17 protein-coding genes and 2 pseudogenes are annotated in these 16,824 nt (G+C 69.0%); 6 read left to right on the top strand and 13 right to left on the bottom strand.

Translation table 11 applies throughout. The features are described from left to right. Nucleotides 1-12: 12 nt before the first annotated feature. Nucleotides 13-1,281, bottom strand: coding sequence for a hypothetical protein (locus ABZ208_RS29200; protein ID WP_356912433.1), 1,269 nt, complete (start codon nt 1,279-1,281; stop codon nt 13-15). 109 nt (nt 1,282-1,390) lie between these two features. After that, nucleotides 1,391-1,900, bottom strand: a complete 510-nt coding sequence (locus tag ABZ208_RS29195) for a SigE family RNA polymerase sigma factor (RefSeq protein ID WP_356912432.1) — start codon at nt 1,898-1,900, stop codon at nt 1,391-1,393. A 339-nt stretch (nt 1,901-2,239) separates the two neighbouring features. On the opposite strand from ABZ208_RS29195, the gene ABZ208_RS29190 reads away from it, so the two are divergent. After that, entirely contained in the window at nt 2,240-2,731 is a 492-nt protein-coding gene (locus ABZ208_RS29190) for a hypothetical protein (RefSeq protein ID WP_356912431.1), read from the top strand. A gap of 97 nt (nt 2,732-2,828) precedes the next feature. Here ABZ208_RS29190 and ABZ208_RS29185 read toward each other — a convergent pair whose 3' ends face one another. Beyond that, nucleotides 2,829-3,056, bottom strand: a complete 228-nt coding sequence (locus tag ABZ208_RS29185) for a hypothetical protein (RefSeq protein ID WP_356912430.1) — start codon at nt 3,054-3,056, stop codon at nt 2,829-2,831. A gap of 241 nt (nt 3,057-3,297) precedes the next feature. Between ABZ208_RS29185 and ABZ208_RS29180 the strand changes: the two genes are divergently transcribed. The 3 genes from ABZ208_RS29180 (at nt 3,298) to ABZ208_RS29170 (ending at nt 7,932) form a co-directional block, all read left to right on the top strand. Continuing rightward, a complete protein-coding gene (locus tag ABZ208_RS29180) occupies nt 3,298-5,853 on the top strand; it encodes a polysaccharide lyase family 8 super-sandwich domain-containing protein (RefSeq protein ID WP_356912429.1) in 2,556 nt (851 codons plus the stop codon). A 272-nt stretch (nt 5,854-6,125) separates the two neighbouring features. Beyond that, complete coding sequence (locus ABZ208_RS29175; protein ID WP_356912428.1) at nt 6,126-7,139, top strand: NADP-dependent oxidoreductase; 1,014 nt, start codon at nt 6,126-6,128, stop codon at nt 7,137-7,139. Nucleotides 7,140-7,143: 4 nt separating this feature from the next. Continuing rightward, nucleotides 7,144-7,932 carry an SDR family oxidoreductase gene (locus tag ABZ208_RS29170; RefSeq protein ID WP_356912427.1) on the top strand — a complete coding sequence of 263 codons (789 nt, stop codon included), beginning with the start codon at nt 7,144-7,146 and terminating at the stop codon, nt 7,930-7,932. A 382-nt stretch (nt 7,933-8,314) separates the two neighbouring features. On the opposite strand, the gene ABZ208_RS29165 is transcribed toward ABZ208_RS29170, so the two are convergent. Beyond that, on the bottom strand, nt 8,315-9,043 hold the full coding sequence (locus ABZ208_RS29165; protein WP_356912426.1) for a DUF4386 domain-containing protein: 729 nt from the start codon (nt 9,041-9,043) through the stop codon (nt 8,315-8,317). Nucleotides 9,044-9,174: 131 nt separating this feature from the next. Between ABZ208_RS29165 and ABZ208_RS29160 the strand changes: the two genes are divergently transcribed. Then, complete coding sequence (locus tag ABZ208_RS29160; RefSeq protein WP_356912425.1) at nt 9,175-9,891, top strand: TetR/AcrR family transcriptional regulator C-terminal domain-containing protein; 717 nt, start codon at nt 9,175-9,177, stop codon at nt 9,889-9,891. A gap of 275 nt (nt 9,892-10,166) precedes the next feature. Here ABZ208_RS29160 and ABZ208_RS29155 read toward each other — a convergent pair whose 3' ends face one another. The 7 genes from ABZ208_RS29155 to ABZ208_RS29125 form a co-directional block, all read right to left on the bottom strand. After that, nucleotides 10,167-10,514 (bottom strand): hypothetical protein, encoded by a 348-nt coding sequence (locus ABZ208_RS29155; RefSeq protein WP_356912424.1) that lies wholly within the window; start codon nt 10,512-10,514, stop codon nt 10,167-10,169. 115 nt (nt 10,515-10,629) lie between these two features. Next, the gene (locus ABZ208_RS29150) at nt 10,630-10,830 is read right to left on the bottom strand and encodes a hypothetical protein (RefSeq protein ID WP_356912423.1); all 201 of its coding nucleotides are present in this window, start codon (nt 10,828-10,830) and stop codon (nt 10,630-10,632) included. 739 nt (nt 10,831-11,569) lie between these two features. After that, complete coding sequence (locus tag ABZ208_RS29145) at nt 11,570-11,881, bottom strand: SCO5918 family protein (RefSeq protein ID WP_356912422.1); 312 nt, start codon at nt 11,879-11,881, stop codon at nt 11,570-11,572. A 54-nt stretch (nt 11,882-11,935) separates the two neighbouring features. Next, on the bottom strand, nt 11,936-12,340 hold the full coding sequence (locus tag ABZ208_RS29140; protein ID WP_356912421.1) for a CBS domain-containing protein: 405 nt from the start codon (nt 12,338-12,340) through the stop codon (nt 11,936-11,938). Between the two features lie 46 nt (nt 12,341-12,386). Continuing rightward, a complete protein-coding gene (locus ABZ208_RS29135) occupies nt 12,387-13,898 on the bottom strand; it encodes a DEAD/DEAH box helicase (RefSeq protein WP_356912420.1) in 1,512 nt (503 codons plus the stop codon). Nucleotides 13,899-14,221: 323 nt separating this feature from the next. Then, nucleotides 14,222-14,425 carry a cold-shock protein gene (locus ABZ208_RS29130; protein WP_328398200.1) on the bottom strand — a complete coding sequence of 68 codons (204 nt, stop codon included), beginning with the start codon at nt 14,423-14,425 and terminating at the stop codon, nt 14,222-14,224. A 415-nt stretch (nt 14,426-14,840) separates the two neighbouring features. Beyond that, complete coding sequence (locus ABZ208_RS29125) at nt 14,841-15,626, bottom strand: hemolysin III family protein (protein ID WP_356912482.1); 786 nt, start codon at nt 15,624-15,626, stop codon at nt 14,841-14,843. Between the two features lie 260 nt (nt 15,627-15,886). Here ABZ208_RS29125 and ABZ208_RS29120 point away from each other — a divergent pair, with 260 nt between their 5' ends. After that, nucleotides 15,887-16,447 (top strand): hypothetical protein, encoded by a 561-nt coding sequence (locus tag ABZ208_RS29120; protein WP_356912419.1) that lies wholly within the window; start codon nt 15,887-15,889, stop codon nt 16,445-16,447. On the opposite strand, the pseudogene ABZ208_RS29115 reads toward ABZ208_RS29120, so the two are convergent. Further along, nucleotides 16,447-16,524: pseudogene (locus ABZ208_RS29115) on the bottom strand (cold shock domain-containing protein); the annotation flags it as partial. The gene ABZ208_RS29120 and the pseudogene ABZ208_RS29115 sit on opposite strands and share 1 nt — an antisense overlap. Before the next feature lie 129 nt (nt 16,525-16,653). After that, nucleotides 16,654-16,824: pseudogene (locus ABZ208_RS29110) on the bottom strand (MerR family transcriptional regulator); the annotation flags it as partial.

The raw sequence follows: 16,824 nt of genomic DNA, 5'->3' as shown, positions 1-16,824 counted from the left end.
CACGCGATGGGGCTACTTGTACGTGAGCCAGCTCTTGTCGAGCGCGAGCTTCCTGAGCTGTGCCATGGTCAGCGCGGGCTCGGGGCGGCTGGCGTCCTGGCCCTGGCCGGGCGCGTTGAACGCCATGACCACCACGCGGAAGCCGTCCGCGCGCACCGTGTCGACGGTCCAGCCGACCGTACCCGCGCCGCCCTTCTGGTCGGGGTCCGTCTGCTGCTCCTCCATGACCCGGGTGCCGTCCGGCTCCGTCGTGACCGACCCGGTCCAGTGTCCCGGTACATCCGACATGCCGGACTGGACGTTGACCTGGATGAAGCTCTTGCCCTTGCCGTCGTCGACGACCACGAAGCCGTAGCCGCTGTCACCGCCCTTGTCGGTGACCTTCATACCCTCGGGGAGCAAGGAGGCGAGAGTCTTGTGCGCCGCGTCGGCGCTCGTCCCACCGCCCTGGCCGGCGGGCTTCCCGGCCGGTTCGGCCGCCGTCTTCGCGTAGTCCTCGGCGATCGGCTTCCATGCCCCGGCCGTGACCAGGGCCTTCATCTGGGACGGGGTCAGCGGCGGGTTGGGCCGGGAGACGGCTGTCCCCTTCTCGCCGGGCGCGTTGTACTCAGTGACGTCGAACAGCACCCCGGCCGGCGTGACCAGGGTGGCGCGCCAGTTCTTGGTCGCCACGCGCTTGTCGGGGTACACGTACCCCTGGAACAGCATGTACTTGGAGCCGTCGGCGAGGGTCTCGGACGTGCAGTTGTCGTGCGGGACCAGCGCCTTGGAAGGGCAGGTCACCCACTCCTCGGCTTCCTCGCTGTCCGGGACGACGGTGTTCAGGGACAGCACGACGGCCGCGGCACCTCTGCCGTCGTCGAACACGACGGAGGCGTACGGCGGCATGGACCTGCCCCCGGGCCCCGCTTCCAAGCCACGCCCGTTCTCCTGGCGGATCCTCCCCTCGGGCAGGAGGCTCTTGAGCGTGCCGAGCATCCGCTCCTCGGTGACGGCGCCCGCGGATCCGTCCTTCTTGTCCTTCCCGGCCGGATCCGACGGGGAGGCGATCTCGACGGCGCCGTCCTTGCCGCCCCCGTCGAAGGCGCCGCCTGTGTACGCACCGGTCACGCCCACCACGGCCAGCGCCAGCACGCTGCCGGTCACGGCCGCCCCGCGGCGCCGGGCGAGCCGTCGGCGGCCGCGCGTCAGCCCTCCTTCGACCAGCGCGGGCCGGTCCGTGGGCCGGAGAGTCTCACCGGTGCGGTGCAGTGCCTGGCCGAGCTCGTCTTCGAAAGGCATGGGGAACCACGCTCCCTGATCAGATACGGACGTAACAAGAGCCCTCGGGGGCCCGGGGGGAAGGCCGGGCCCCCGCTCCCGCCGCGCGGGGGCACGATGGACGTGCGCGTCAGTGCGCCGCGAACTCCACCAGGCTGCCGCCGAGTTGCTCGCGCAGCCTCGCGAGCGCGCGCACCGCTCTGGTGCGCACGGCGGCCGAGCTGACGTTCAGGGCGTCGGCGGTCTCCTCGATACTGCGGTCCTCCCAGTACCGCAGCACCACCACCGCCCGGTCCTTGGGCGCCAGTTGGCCGAGCGCGCCCAGCAGTGCGATGCGCAACGCCGGGTCCTCGCCGGACTCCGGGGCAGTGTCGGGAAGTTCGCCGACCGGTCGCTCGGTGGCCGAGCGGCGTCGCTTGTGTGTGAGGAAGACACGTACGAGAACGGTCTGCGCGTAGCCCGCCGGGTTGTCGATCCGGGAGACGCGGCCCCACAGCACGTACATCCGGCCCAGCGTCTCCTGCACCAGGTCCTCGGCGAGATGGGTGTCACCGCTGGTGAGGAGGCAGGCTGAGCGGTACAGATGGGCGGCGCGGCCGGCCGCGAACTCCCTGAACTGCTCGGCGCGGGACGCTCCCATACCCGATTCCACTCTCCCCGTCGTACGTCGGCGACCCCTTCACCTCATTGACGCGCCGACGCCCGCGAAATGTTTCAGACGTCTTTTCAGGCGGATGTTCGTGCCCCTCGTCACGCGCCTGTTCACGCCCCGACGTACTCCCGCAGATGCTGTCGGCAGGCGTCGTCATGCGGCGACGCCAACCGAGTCGCCCTGCGCCTGCCCAACAGTTTGCCCGGACCCGTCGAACTGGACAGAGTCCTTTGGGAGTAGACAGACAACTGGACAGAGTGGGAACCCGTCCGGTCTCTTCTGTGTCTGTCGACAGGCAGTCCGCCGACAGGACTTGGGGGTCCCGACATGTCCCACGACCAGCAGTTCATCTCCGTGCCCGTACCGGCTCAGCACGTGACCCGCGTCTACGCACTTCTTGCCGAACTGGACCACCCGTCGAAGCCGGAGAGCCCGCTCCCCGGGGGCACACAGGGAGCCGACCCGGGCGGCAAGTGGCCGAAGCGGGAGTGGACGGTGGAGGACCTCAAGTCCCTGATCGCCACGAACCTCCCGTCGGTCCAGCGGGTCGCGGCGCTGCTCGACCTTCTCGCGGCCGACCCGGGCCGGTCCTTCAGCACCACGGCCGTCGTCGCCCGCCTGGACTTCGACCGCAGCCGGCTCAAGGGAGCCCTGTCCGCGTTCACCCGCCATGTGCACGCGCACTACGACCGCGGGAACTGGCCGATGCAGTTCGTATGGGGCACGGACCCTGACTCGGACTTCGAGGCCGAGGCGTTCTACCGCCTCGACGAGAGCAACGCCGCTGCCTGGAAGGCCGCCCGGGCGACGGAGGTCTGACGACCACGCCGACGCCGCCCGTGCGGTGAGGCGGACGACTCAAGACAGTCCGGGCGCCGCGTACCACGGCAGCACGCCGCGTCCGGACCGAGCCGTCCTACGGCATCAGTTCCAGCGGGTCGTACTGGTGCGGCCGGTCCCCGACCCACTCCGTCCACGTCGGGTCCTCCAGCAGCTCCCCCTCGTCCGGCAGCCCCGCCTGCCGCAGGAACTCGACCACGTCTCCGTCCGAGTGCGCCAGCCCCATGATCCGTCCCCGTACGGTCACCCGTCGGCCGCCCGACGGGGAGATCCGGTGCACGACGATCGGCGGGCTCCCGGCCATACCCCCAGCGTGCACCCCTCGGGCGCGCAGTGGCACACCGAACGGAAGCGCCCAGGTCAGCGAGGGCAGGGCCGGGCCGATGGACCGGATACGGGCCGGCAGCCGGCTGCCGTGACGAGGGCAACCCCGCGTGTGCCGTGCCCGGATCGCCGTCGGGAGGCCCGGCCCGCGCTCCGTTGACACGGCCAGTGACCGTTGCTTTGCTTGCAGCAAGCGCTTCCCGCCGGCATTGGAGCGTCAGGTGCACATCTCGCGTCGCACCCTGCTGTCCATGTTCCCCGCGGCCACAGCGGCCGCCGCTCAGCCGCCGGCACATGCCGCGCCGCAGCCGAGAGCCGACACCGATACCGAGGGCTCTCCCTCCGACCATGCCGCCCTGATCCGCAACACGGTCGCCGTATTCGCCGGCACCGCCGAGTCCAACGCCCGGCCGGATGTCGCTCCGAAGACAGCGTCGATCGAATCGACGGCACACGCCCGGCTCACCGCGATGGACGGCGCGGGACAGAACGAGCTCTTCGCCGGTGTCCCGCTCGGCACGAGCGACCCGAATCTGAACAGGTCGTTCCAGTACCTGTACGAGATCGCTCTCGCCACCCGCACACCCGGCCCCACCCCCTCGGACCTGCGCGACAACCCCGCGGTCCAGCGGCGCGTGATCGACGGCCTGCACCACCTCCACGACACCTACTACGGCGACCAGTCGAAGGGCTACTACGGCAACTGGTTCACCTGGGAGATCGGCATCTCCTCCCACGTGAGCAAGACCCTCGTCCTCCTCAAGGACCAGCTCACGGCGTACCGGCCCGGCCTCGCCGCCGCCTACGCGGCCTCGATGGACGCCTACCTGCGCAACGGCACGGACGGCGACGTCGACCTCGACTCCCGCTTCCACACCGGCGCGAACCTGGCCGACATCACGACGAACCGGATCCTCCAGGGCGCCGTCCTCGGCGACGACGCCCGCATCAGGAAGGCCGTCGCCGACCAGCTGACCGTCTTCGCGACGATCGACCCGTACGAGCTCCGACACGGCGTCACCGACGGCTTCTACGCGGACGGTTCCTTCATCCAGCACGCCTCCGTCGCCTACACGGGCTCCTACGGCAAGGGCCTGCTCAGCCGTGTCGTCCAGACGGTCAAGATCCTCGACGGCACGGGATACGTCCCCGCCGGGGATCTCATCGGTGTCGTGCGGCGATGGGTGGTCGACGGCTTCGCCCCGCTGATCTTCGAGGGCTGGATGATGGAGATCGTGAAGGGCCGCGGGGTCTCCCGGACGACCACCGGCTACACCGATGTCGCGGCGGTCGTCGAGGCCGTCGTCGACCTCTCCGCGTACGCGACAGGCGCCGACGCCGAGGCGCTCAAGGGCTACGTCACGTATGTGCGGCAGTCCTCGAAGGCGGCCCTGGACCCGACAGGATTCGTCTCCCCGGCCAGCATCGCCCGCTACACCGACATCCTCGCTTCCGGGGCCCCCGCGAAGGACCTCACTCCCGCCCATTGCCACATCACGTTCAACGCGATGGACAGGACCGTCCACCGACGGCCCGGCTACGCCTTCGCCCTGGCCCGCAGCTCCGCACGGATCAGCAAGTACGAGTACATGAGCGGCGAGAACCTCATGCCCTGGTTCCAGGGCGACGGTGCCCACCACCTCTACCTCTCCGGCCAGGACCAGACCCGGTCCTACGGCGTCGACCACTACACCGCCGTTCCGCCCCACCGCCTGTCCGGCGTCACCGCCCCCGTGGAGATGCGCCGCACCGTCCCTGAGCTCTACGGCACGCTGTGGTACGACAACCCGGAACGCGGCTTCACCCCGTCGTCCGAGCCGCAGAACACCTACGTCTACTTCCCCCGTGGCACCAACACGTACTCCGGCGGCACCCGTCTCGGCGCATACGGCGCGGCCGGGCACGTCCTGGCGGACGACGTCGCGTACGCCGCGAAGCAGAACGGCACGCTTCCCGACGACTTCGTCGTCTACCGGGGCGCCCGCGCCACGAAGTCGTGGTTCATGCTCGACGACGAGATCGTCGTGCTCGCCGCCGGAGTGGGCGATCCGGCGGGCCGCGCGGTCGCGACGACGATCGACAGCAGGATCGCCGAGCCGGCGGACACCGTCACGCTCACCGGACAGCTGCGCAACGGCACGCCCTGGTCCGGCACCGGCACTGCCCCGCTCGCCTGGCTGCGCTTTGCCAACGCCGACGAGAACGCCGCGGTCGGATATGTCTTTCTGGCCGGCCCCGGGCCGACGGTCGCACTCGAGACCGTCACCCGCAGCCGCCGAGTCGTCCGCCTGTCCAACCCGGCCTCGCCGGTGAGCAAGCAGGTCTTCACCGTGACCGTAGAACAGCCGCCTGCCGCGTCGCTCGCCTCCATGGCACATCTGCTCGTACCGAACGCCTCCGAACGGCAGTTGGCGTCGTACGCCCATGGCCCCGTGTCCGTCCTGGCCAACACCGTCCGCGTCCAGGCCGTCAAGCACGCGCGGCTGGGCCTGGTCGCCGTCAACGTCTTCGCACCGGGCAGGCACCGGGCCGAGCGCCTGTCGACCGACGGCCCGGCATCGGTGATTCTCCGGAGGACACCCGAGGGCACCACATCGATCGCCGTGTCCGACCCGACGATGACCCGGAGATCGGTCTCGGTGACCGTCCACGGCCGGCCCATGAGGACCCTTTCGTCGGACGCCGGTGTCCGCACCCACCGCGTCCCTGGCGGCACCCGTATCGACGTCACGACACACCATGCCCACGGCCGGAGCTTCGGGGCCACGCTGCGGTAGGCACGCGACCGGTGCGGTACGGGCCCCGGGCTCCGGACCCGGACCCGGCCCTCGGTTTCGACCCGCGCCGACCTGCCCGGCCCGGTGATGTGATGCGCACCTCTCCCGGCCGGCGGTGGGCCTCTTGCCTCGTGGCGCGGCAGCGCCTAGCCTCACGAATACGTACCGACCAGTAGGTATGGCGTGGCACGCCGGCATCCATCAAGCGACCGGCTTCCCGGCTGCTCGCGCCGCGCGCCGGATTCGCCCACCACAGCCGAGGAGTCGCGGAGATGAGCCGCACCAACCGTCAATTGCGCCTGGCCGCACGTCCCGTGGGACAGCCCCGCTCCACCGACTGGGAGCACGTCGAGGAGCCGGCCGGCGAGCCCGGCGACGGCGAACTTCTGGTGCAGGTGCTCTACCTGTCCATCGACCCGGCCATGCGCGGCTGGATGAACGCGGGCAAGTCGTACATCCGGCCGGTCGAGATCGGCGAGGTGATGCGCGCCGGTGCGGTGGGCCGGGTCGTCGCCTCCCGTCACCCCGGGTTCTCGGTGGGGGACCATGTCTCGGGCTCGTTCGGTGTCCAGGAGTACTGCCTGTCGGACGGGCGCGGCGTCACCAAGGTCGACCCGGAACTGGCACCGCTGCCCGTGCATCTCGGCACTCTTGGCATGTCGGGCATGACGGCCTACTTCGGCCTGCTCGACATCGGACGTCCGCAGCCCGGGCAGACCGTCGTGGTCTCCGGAGCGGCGGGTGCGGTCGGCAGTGTCGTCGGCCAGATCGCCAAGATCCTCGGCTGCCGGGTCATCGGCATCGCCGGCGGAGAGCTCAAGTGCCGTTCCGTGGTGGAGGAGCTGGGATTCGACGCCGCGATCGACTACCAGACCGAGGATGTGCGCAAGGCCCTGCGCGAGCACGCCCCGGACGGTGTGGACGTCTACTTCGACAACGTCGGCGGCGACATCCTGGACGCGGTCCTGACCAGGCTGGCGCGCGGCGCCCGGATCGTCATCTGCGGCGCGATCTCCCAGTACAACAACACCGAGCCGGTCAAGGGACCGAGCAACTACATGTCGCTGCTCGTCAACCGCGCCTCCATGACGGGCATGGTGGTCTTCGACTACGCGGACCGGTATCACGAGGCCGTCGCCGAGCTGGCCGAGTGGCGGGCCACGGGCCGGCTGCGGTCGTTGGAGGACGTGGTGTCCGGCGGGGTCGCGGCATTCCCCGAGACCCTGCTGCGGCTGTTCCGCGGTGAGAACCTCGGAAAGCTGGTCCTGAAGGTCGCGGACGAGTAGAGCGATGGCAGCCATGGAACTCAAGGGCGCGGGTGTGGTCGTCACCGGGGCCGGATCGGGCATCGGCGCAGCGCTCGCCCGCCGGTTCGCCGCCGCGGGTGCCCGGCTCGTGGTCAACGACCTGGACGGCTCGGCGGCCGCCCGGGTGGCGGACGAAGTGGGCGGGCTCGCGGTGCCGGGCGACGCCGGCGCCGAGGAGAGCGTGGCCGCCCTGGTGGCGGCGGCGCGTGCCCACCTCGGAGAGATCGACCTGTTCTGCGCGAATGCGGGCATCGAGCCCGGCGGTGGGGAACACACCCCGGAAGAGGTGTGGGACCAGGTCTGGCAGGTGAACGTCATGGGTCATGTGCGGGCGGCCCGTCATCTGATCGGGCCCTGGCTGGAGCGGGGACGCGGCCACTTCCTGGCCACCGTCTCCGCGGCCGGCCTGCTCACCCACCTCGAATCGGCGTCGTACTCGGTCTCCAAGCACGGCGCGCTGGCCTTCGCCGAGTGGCTGTCCGCCACCCACGGGAACAAGGGCGTGACGGTCCAGGTCCTGTGCCCGATGGGCGTGCGCACCGAGATGTACGAGCGGACCGACGCAGCCGCCAAGGCGGTACTCGGCGGCGCGGTGCTCGAACCCGGGCAGGTGGCGGACGAGGTCATGGAAGGCCTCGCGGACGGACGGTTCCTCATCCTTCCCCACCCGGAAGTACGGGACCACTACGCGTTCCGGGCCACCGACACCGATCGCTGGCTCCGCGGCATGCGGAGCCTGCGCCGGCGTATCGACGAGGCCGCCGACGACTGACCCGCGGTCCGGCATCAGCCGGTGAGCGGGTCCATGTCCTTGCATCCCTACAGTGGCGGGTCCGTAGGGGTGCGAGGGCTTCGGGGCGCTTCGGGCGTGGTGAGAGGGCTACTTGAAGGCCGCGATGTTGCGGGCCGCCCAGTCCGCGAAGCCGTGGGGGCGCGGCCCAGGATCCGCTCGACGTCGGGGCTCACCCGCTGCGAGCTCGGCGGCAGCCTGGCACCGCTGTTCGCGACGCTCGCCGAGTGGTCCTCCGCCCGCCGTCAGACAGCGTGGTACGCCGACGAGTTGGCCCTCCGGTGCACGCATCGCCCCGGCCGAACACCGACTCACTGCCGGCGAACGACCAGGCCGACCCCGCCCGTTGGGGAGGTCCCGACTCTCACGCGGCGGACGCCCCGGCGTGCAGTTGCGCCGGTGGAATGTCACGTGCGGTGACGGGAGACGGCTTGAACCCCCTCAGGATGAGGAAGACGGCCAGGGTGACCTCCCACGCGAACACAGGAAGCGCGGCGACCGAGCCCCACGGCGAGAGCTGGTCGTAGAGCCCGAACATCACGGCGGTCGCCGAGGCGCAGATGAGCGGGCCCCCGACGAGCCCCAGCACGGCGATGAACCGCGGCACGAGCCGGGACCGGTACATCAGGTGGGCCAGCAACAGACTGTTCGCCCCCAGGACGAAGTTGGGACCGATCAGGAACGCCCAGTCATGGATGGCGACGAGCGACCTTCCGACGGCGACCAGTGAAGTCTTGTCCGCACCCGAAGCCCCCGCGAGGCCCTGTCGCAACGTCACGACCGACAGAACACCGACGGTGCCCACGACGATGACGGCAGCTTCCAGAAGGCGACCGCAGACGTAGCCGAGGGCGACGCTCTGGTTCTCACGCTTGACGACGGGATACAGCGTGACCGCTGTGCCGATGACGGCGGCGACAAGGATGACCTCGAAGAACCCGCCCAGCAGCACGCGACTGTCGGCACCGGCGCCGGCGACGTAGTTCGCATCGCTCAGGACCGGGCGGTACAGCACCAGCCCCGCGATCGCAGCGATCTCCGTGATCAGGAAGAACACACCTGCGGCCACCGCGGTCCGTCTCGTTGAGCTCATGTCGACGCCTCATTCATGGAACCCGAGGTGTACGGCGTACACCCACTGTGACCCTGAACCTAGGTGTACGCTGTACACCTGTCAAGTGGAGAGATCGGACAGCGAAGCTGTCCCGGTGAAGGGTTGATCCGATGGCCCAGCAGAAGGAGGCCGCGCGCCGTGCCCCTCTGAGCAGGGACCGGGTGCTGCGCGCCGCCGTCACGCTCGCCGACGACGCCGGGATCGACGCGCTCAGCATGCGCAAGCTCGCACAGGAGCTCGGCGTCGTACCGATGGCGCTGTACAAGCATGTCGCGAACAAGGAAGAGCTGCTGGACGGCATGGTCGACGTCGTCGTCGGCGAGATCAACGCACCGGACCCCGGCGCCGGTTGGAAGACGGCGGTCCGACAGCGGATCCTTTCCGCGCGCCGAACGCTCCTGCGTCACCCCTGGGCTTCTCGCGTGATCGAGTCGCGCACCACCCCGACACCGGCCGTGTTGGAGTACATGAATTCGATGATCGGGATGTTCCGGGCCGACGGCTTCTCCGTCGACCTCACGCATCACGTGATGCACGCCCTGGGCAGTCGCATGTTCGGCTTCGCCCAGGAGTTGTTCGACGACTCCGTCGGCATGGAGCCGGAAGGGCAGGCGGCCATGCTGCGCGAGTTGTCCGGCAGGTACCCCTACATCGCGGAGATCGCGTCGGGGGCCGCCCACGACGAAACGTCGGTCGTCGGCCCGGGTTGTGACGACCAGTTCGAGTTCGAGTTCGCACTCGATCTGCTGCTCGACGGATTCGAGAGACTCCGGAGGCAGCGATGGAGCTCCACCGACCATCGCGAACAGCCGACCACCATCGGTTAGCGCGGCCTTGCGCGCCCGGCCGGCCGCCGCGGAAGCAACGAGGCGCACACGGACGTACGCGCCACAGCTCACAGGGACCTGGGCGCTCACCAGGCGCAGGGCGCAGAAGTCCTTGAGCCGGGGCACCGCGGGCACCGCCAGGGCAGGCGTCGCCACTTACACGGAGTGGCGACGTCCATGAGAACGGGCAGCAGATGTTCACGACTTCGGGAGGCGCCAGAGCACACCGAGGATTCGAACGCTGCGTGAGAGTCGCCCAGGCGCCCTGGACGTGCTCAGTGGTCGCCCGTGTGCGGGCTCACGGGGCGTGGCAGCGGCTGACGCCAGTCGCCCAGCGTCGTGAGGAGAAACTGGCGGGCGAGGGAACGTATTTCGTCCCACGCCGGATCTGTGGCCAGGGCGTTGACCCAGAGGCCGGCGCGGCAGGCGGCATCGATCTCGCCGAGGCGACGGCCGATGGCCTGAAGAGCGCGCACATTCTCGGGTTCGAAGGCTCCGCGCTCCGCGAGCCCTTCGGAGATGCGACAGAGGAGCTCCGCCTCTTCAACGACGGACTCCGTCTCCTGCTCACGCTCGCCCAGCCAGGCAAGCTGATCCTGGGTGTCGGCTGCGAGGAGGGTCATGCATCGCAGCGTCCACGTGCGCATGTTCGCGTCGCCGAGATGGTTCATACCTGCAGGGTCGCACCTCGCTCCCGCCGGACCGTGTTCGATGGCACGGAAAGGCGTGCGAGGTAGTTCAAGGGCTGTGATTGTCGTGCGCGTCTGTGGCGAGAGAGTCTCGTGCTGCGGAGGTGACCTCGTCCGAGAGTTGCTGCTGGTCCGGAAGCCGATCGTTCAGCGGGTCGATTGCTGTCGCCAGATCAACGATGGGTTGCAGCGCGTCGGGGTGGTCGAGTTCGGCTGCAGCCTCCGTATGGATCAGCTTGGCTCCGTGCATGGGATCGAGCCGACGCCGGTCGAAACGACGCCGTCGCGTCGCTGACACCAGAAACCCCAGCTCAGATGATCTCTGGGCTGGGGTCTCGATGGAGCCGCCTTCGGGATTCGAACCCGAGACCTACGCATTACGAGTCAGCACATGATCATCAAGATTTTGATCAGCATGACCTGATTCTCGGGAACGTTGCAGGTCAGGGTGGGTGCGGGTGGCCGCCCTCGCTCGGCCTTGCCGCATCGTTCCCGATCCTTCCGTTCCCACCAGGTTCCCATCCGTTCCCGTGCGCCGGCCCCAGGAACGTGCTGAGCGGCAGCGTCGCTGGTCGGAGTGGGGGCCGAACTGGGGAGCTTCGCACCGGCATCGAGATGAACGCGGGCTCGCTTCCCCTGCGCCCGAGGTCGAGCCAGTGACCGTTTCGCAGGTCAGCCGCGCACCGGTAGCTCAGCGTGCGCATACGAGAGTTGTGGCGGGTGCCACAGGAGCCACGTTCGGAGCGGCGACGTCGATGTGCCTCGGAAGGGGCGGCTGCCCGCGAGGACGCGGTGGGGATCCCGGAGACGGGCGGGATGTACCGCGTGGCGATCGAGGGCGTCAGTGCCTGGACCATCGGCGACTTCAGCTACTCCGACCACTGACCAACTGTCGCGCCGAGAATGCTTCGGTACGCGGTGAGGGTCCGACCGGCGTATTCCGGTCGGAGCCTCATCGCTGCTTTGCTGGCGGCGCGCCTGCCCGTCGGTCAGGCTGCCGCAGGGGCACCGAGCATCGCGGAAGCCTCTTGCAACGGGTTGAGAACGCGTGTGGGCGCGGCGGCCGGGGGAAGGCCGCGGCAGGTGAAGCCGAGCTGGGTCATGGCCCGCAGGACTTCGCCGGCGCTGAAGTCACGGCGGTCCTGACGTGTGACGACCTGTCCGACCTGCTTGACGGGGTAGGTGCGGCGGCCGATGATCACGGACTCGCCGGAAGCCTGCTCGGGCTTGACGCCCTTCATCGACTCCAGGACGCCGCTCTTGGTGAGGTCGAACGGGAAGCGGGCGATGACACAGCGCATGATGCCTCACAAGGAGAAGGACGAAGGGGGATGGTTCTGCCGCGGTGAGGCGGTTCAGCGGGCAAGGGCGAGGACACCCAGAGCACTGCCCCGTTCGTCGACGACCGGCAGGGCATCGAGCCGGCGGCAGCGCATCGCATGCTCGGCCTCGGCCATCGAGGTCACCGGCGAGGTGAACGGCCCGCGGTCGCCGAGGATGTCGCGCAGCTGGACCCGGTCTGTGTACGCGGAGCTGTCACGGGCCGCGGTGAGCTGGGCCTGGGTGAGAAGTCCGGTGCACAGGCCGTCGTTGTCGCAGACGAGGAGGTGTCCGGTGCGGGCGCTGGCCATGACGGACAGGGCGACCTCGACGGTCATGTCGTCGCAGACCTGCGGTCCGCCGGTGTCCATGGCGTCGGCCGCCGTCCTGTGCACGGTTGCGGCACTCATCGAGCGGGGCTGCATCTGAACCAGCGTCACAAGGTGCCTCCTGCAGTGGTGGGCAAGTTTCCTGATCACGAAGGTTCTAGGCCGCCGCGTCGAAGGTGGTCTGCCGCGCTGTCATGCGCCGGGCCGCCGAAGCGGGGCTGCGTCGGCCGCGTGAGGACGCGCTGCGCTGACGCCGCTCGACTACCGGCGCGGTGATCGTCACGGGGATGCCGGAGGGGGTCTGGGCGCCGGTGATCTGGCTGAGTGCCTCTTCGCCGGAGCGGACCTGGGTGGTCTGGGGCACGATGCCGGCCGCTGTCATGAGGCGGGTCATGTCCCGGCGCTGGTTGGGGGTGACCAGGGTGACGACGCTGCCGGACTCCCCGGCCCGCGCGGTACGGCCGCCGCGGTGGAGGTAGTCCTTGTGGTCGGTCGGCGGGTCGATATTGACGACGAGGTCGAGGTCGTCGACGTGGATGCCGCGGGCGGCGACGTTCGTGGCCACGAGCACGGTGACGTGTCCGGTCTTGAACTGGGCCAGGGTCCGGGTGCGTTGGGGCTGCGACTTGCCGCCGTGCAGGGCGGCGGCCCGCACCCCGCTGTTCAGCAGGTCTTGTGTCAGCCGGTCGACGGCGTGCTTGGTGTCCAGGAACATGATCACCCTGCCGTCGCGGGCCGCGATCTCGGTGGTCGTCCGGTGCTTGTCGGCGCCGTGGACGTGCAGCACGTGGTGCTCCATCGTGGTGACCGCGCCCGCGGACGGGTCGACGGAGTGGACGACGGGGTCGGTGAGGTAACGGCGGACCAGGCGGTCGACGTTGCGGTCGAGGGTGGCGGAGAACAGCATCCGCTGGCCCTCGGGGCGTACCTGGTCCAGGAGTGCGGTGACCTGGGGCATGAAGCCCATGTCGGCCATCTGGTCGGCCTCGTCCAGGACGGTGATCGCGACCTGATTGAGTCGGCAGTCGCCGCGCTCGATGAGGTCCTTGAGCCGGCCCGGCGTCGCAACGACGACCTCGGCGCCGCCCCGCAGCACATTGGCCTGCCTGCCGATCGACATCCCGCCGACGACGGTGGCAAGCCGCAGCTTCACCGAGCGGGCGTAGGGGGTGAGTGCGTCGGTCACCTGCTGGGCAAGCTCACGCGTCGGCACGAGGACCAGGGCCAGCGGCTGGCGGGGCTCGGCGCGCTGCCCGGCGGTGCGGGCCAGCAGGGCCAGGCCGAAGGCGAGGGTCTTGCCGGAGCCGGTGCGCCCGCGTCCCAGGGCGTCGCGGCCCGCGAGGGTGTTGGGCAGGGTCGCGCCCTGGATCGGGAAGGGGACGCTCACGCCTTGCGCGGTCAGTGTGGCCAGCAGTTGGGCGGGCATGTCGAGGTCGGCGAACGCCTCGACCGCGGGCAGCGCCGGAGTGATCGTCTTCGGCAGGGCGAACTCGCCCTGGACCGCGGCGGGCCGCCGGCCGTGGCCGCCCGAGCGGACCTGAGCGCCGGAACGGGTCGGGGCGGGCGAGCCGAAGCGGGCGCCCCGCCTCGAACCGGCGCCGGACCCGAAAGCGGGGCCCTCGGTCCGGCGGGGGCGGGAGGAACGGCCGTTCGTACGTGTGGGGTTCATCGAGAACCTTCCTTGATACGGCGCGTATCAAGGAATTCCCTCAGCGAAAGAGCAGCGCGGGGAATCACAAGAACGAACCGAATGGAAATGCGAAAGAGGAATGTGGCTTGCAGTGAATCCGGTGCGGGATGCAAGCTATGAAATAGGTGACGTCATGTGGACGTGAAATCCCGGACGTCGACCGGCACAGCTCCGGAAAGGCGCCCCTGAGGATGGGGCTGCGGGCAGTGTTGTCCCACAGGTGACACCGCTGTGGGAAATGTCCGTAGCTGGGGCCCGCACCCCGAGGGATGCGGGCCCCAGCTACGAAGTCCGCGTCAGCGTCAGGCGGGAACGATGTTCTCGGCCGTCGGGCCCTTCTGGCCCGTCGCGATGTCGAAGGTGACCTTCTGGCCTTCGAGCAGCTCGCGGAAGCCTTGGGCGGCGATGTTCGAGAAGTGGGCGAACACGTCGGCGCCCCCACCGTCCTGCTCGATGAAGCCGAAACCCTTGGCCGCGTTGAACCACTTCACTGTGCCTGACGCCATGCCATATCTCCTTTGGGGGCAGTACGCCGGGACCCGCGATGTGCGGATACCGGGTCGCCGCGATGATGCCCCGTCCGGAAAAAGACCGGCAATACAAAAAGCTTCCAGACTGCCGGGAAACTCCGGCGAAGAAGCTCGAAAGTTTTTGGGAACCACAACTGCAACTGAGATCGACAGTAGCATGAGGTAGCGGCCCATGTACGGTAAATAACTCCACTCCGTTGGTTGCCATAAAAACACTCCCCGCGCTGCGCGTTAAACCCTCATCTCGCGGTCATAGATATTGCCCCACCCGGACCGCAGCGTTTCAGGAAAGGCGGGCGCTGTTCACGGCTCGGAGGGCACAACTGTTCCGGTGGCACCATCTCGCCCGGCGTCGGCCCGTAGCCGGTCTCGACACAGATCGGGGGCGCGGTCAGGAGATGTTCAGGAAGATGGCGATGTAGTGCGCGGTGAAGGCTGCCACGGTCAGCGCGTGGAACACTTCGTGAAAGCCGAACCAGCGGGGTGAGGGGTCGGGGCGCTGGAGGGCGTAGACGACTGCGCCCGCGCTGTAGAGGAGACCGCCGGCCACGATCAGGGTGAGTACGGCCGCTCCGCCGGTATGCAGGAAGTCGGGCAGGTAGCGCACCGGTGCCCACCCCAGGGCCAGGTAGCACGGGGTGTACAACCAGCGCGGAGCTCCGACCCACAGGACCCGGAACGCGATGCCGGCCAATGCGCCCGTCCATACGATCCACAGCAGCATGGACCTCTGGTCCGGCGGCAGGAGAAGCACAGCCAGGGGGGTGCAGGTGCCGGCGATGATCAGGAAAATGTTGGCGTGGTCCAGACGTCGCAGAAGGGCCTCGCCGAGCGGTCCCCAGGTGCCGCGGTGGTACACGGCGCTCGTTGCGAACAGCAGCCAGGCGGTGACCGCGTACACGGCGCAGGCCCAAGTCGCCTGCGGGGTGCCGGCCAGGCAGATGAGTACGATGCCTGCGATCAGCGCGGTGGGGACCATTCCGGCATGGAGCCAGCCACGCAACCTCGGCTTGATCGGTTCTGCCAGGGCGGCCGCCTGCTCCACCAGAGCGGCAACCGAGTGACCCTTTTCTCCTGCATCGTCACATCGTGGCCCGGGAGCCAGCCCGACTTCGCGGTGTTCTCCACACTCTGAGGCGACGTGGCCACATTCGACCTCAGCGGCGTCACGGCACATGGCTTCCCGTCCTCCCCCGGACTCCTGGGCGTCACTGGCAATCACGCGCTCATGCTAAGAGACCTCACAGGACAGCCCTTTCGAGAGGCCGGCCTGAAATCCAGGCCCAAGTCGCCGGGCCTGGACTGTCTCTCGCCGTGCGGACTCCGGTCCCCTTGGTCCCGCCGATGGGCCCCCGAGGCCGAGTAGCCCGGCCGATCGTGGGAAAGATCAGGGCTTCCGAACGGGCACCACTGCTCGCCTACCCGCAAGGATCGCCGATGCTTCCTGAAGTCCGCCCCCACGTATCCGCCCCCCTCACAGACCAGTTGGAACACCAGTTGGGTCTGGCTCCAGACCTCGAAGCCAGCCATCTCGATGTGGAGCGCGTAGCCGGCATCGCAGTCGTCGCAGCTGCTCACTCCGGTGGCTACGCGGCCATCGGCCATCTCCTCGGGCTGCTGGCCGCGCTCCCTGCCCCCACCGCGGCAGGTGAGCACTTCTGGTTGGAACTGTGGAGGTCCTCGGGCACCGCCTACCTGCTACCTGCCAACATGAAGGCTGAGGTGCTGCAATCCCTGGCAGGCGAAGGAACCACCCTGGCCCGGCAGATCCTCTCGGCTGTCGACGAGATGACCCCGTCCCAACGCGTCGCGGCCGGGGAGGTGATCGGTCAAGCCCTCGCCGAGTCCGACCATCTTCCCGACCTCAAGACACAGGTCATCGGAGAACTATGGCTCCGAGATCTCGAACTCACCGCTTGGCGCGTCCTGCACGCCGACGGCAGGTCGGACGATCCCGCTGGACGGAAAGCCTTCCTCGAAGCCTGGACGAGTGCCTGAACGTCTGTTCCGCCGTCCTGCGCGATGAAGCTGAAGCTCTTGTCCTCGTTGAACCACTTCACCGTTCCCGTAGCCATGTCTCATGCCTGCCAGCCGATGTAGGCCTCCCGCAACGTGCGGGAGGCAGAGGTGATCGCCGTGGTTCCTGTGGCACGGCGCAGCAGAACGCCCACGCCGTAGACGTTGGCGAAGGCGGGCGCGCTGCCTCAAGCCACGGGCGGTTTCGCTGATTCGGCGGTGCGGCGGTGTTCGGCGTTGATGCGCTGGGCTTCTTCGAGCTGGTCTTCGAGGATGACGATGCGGCAGGCGGCCTCGATGGGGGTGCCCTGGTCGACGAGTTCCCGGGCGCGGGCGGCGATGCGCAGCTGGTAGCGGGA

Source organism: Streptomyces sp. NPDC006208 (assembly GCF_040613775.1).
Taxonomy (GTDB): domain Bacteria; phylum Actinomycetota; class Actinomycetes; order Streptomycetales; family Streptomycetaceae; genus Streptomyces.
Note: the sequence above shows the minus strand (reverse complement) of the source record. Positions and strands in the feature narration are given on the sequence as shown.